Here is a 957-nt window from a genome sequence, read left to right as displayed (position 1 = left end):
CCTGAGCATCATCCAGGGCCGCAAGGTGGCCGTGATCGGCTACGGCAGCCAGGGCCACGCCCACGCCCTGTCGCTGCGCGACTCCGGCGTCGAGGTCCGGATCGGTCTGCAGGAGGGCTCCAAGTCCCGCGCCAAGGCCGAGGAGGAGGGCCTGGAGGTCGGCACGCCGTCCGAGGTCTCCGCGTGGGCCGACGTGATCATGATCCTGGCGCCGGACACCGCCCAGCGGCACATCTACGCCAACGAGATCGCGGGCAACCTCAAGGAGGGCGACGCGATCTTCTTCGGCCACGGCTTCAACATCCGCTACGGCCTGATCACCGCTCCGTCCGGTGTGGACGTCGCCATGGTCGCCCCGAAGGGCCCCGGCCACCTGGTCCGCCGCCAGTTCGTGGACGGCAAGGGCGTCCCCGCGCTCATCGCCGTCGAGCAGGACGCCTCCGGCAACGCCCAGGCCCTGGCGCTGTCCTACGCCAAGGGCATCGGCGGCACCCGCGCCGGCGTCATCAAGACGACGTTCAAGGAAGAGACCGAGACCGACCTCTTCGGCGAGCAGGCCGTCCTCTGCGGTGGCGCGTCCGCTCTGGTCCAGGCGGGCTTCGAGGTGCTGACCGAGGCGGGCTACGCCCCCGAGGTCGCGTACTTCGAGTGCCTGCACGAGCTGAAGCTGATCGTCGACCTCATGTACGAGGGCGGCATCGCCCGCATGCGCTACTCGATCTCCGACACGGCCGAGTACGGCGACCTGACCCGCGGCCCGCGCGTCATCACCGCCTCCGTGAAGGAAGAGATGAAGAAGATCCTGGGCGAGATCCAGGACGGCACCTTCGCCTCCGAGTGGGTCGCCGAGGACGACAACGGCCGCGCCAACTACCGCAAGCTGCAGCAGGAGGGCGAGAACCACCCGATCGAGGCCACCGGCAAGAAGCTCCGCGACATGATGTCGTGGGTCGACCG

At 69.2% G+C, this 957-nt stretch carries 1 protein-coding gene; it reads left to right on the top strand.

Annotated features, from left to right (window positions below; all coding sequences use genetic code 11):
* Nucleotide 1 precedes the first annotated feature (1 nt).
* On the top strand, nucleotides 2-957 hold a 956-nt coding region (gene ilvC / locus ABFX45_RS46165), incomplete at its 3' end, for a ketol-acid reductoisomerase (RefSeq protein ID WP_346137424.1).

Origin of the sequence: Lentzea roselyniae, assembly GCF_039537795.1 — a bacterium.
In the GTDB taxonomy this organism is placed as follows: domain Bacteria; phylum Actinomycetota; class Actinomycetes; order Mycobacteriales; family Pseudonocardiaceae; genus Lentzea; species Lentzea atacamensis.
The sequence above is the reverse complement of the archived record's forward strand: the minus strand, read 5'-3'. Positions and strand labels throughout refer to the sequence as shown.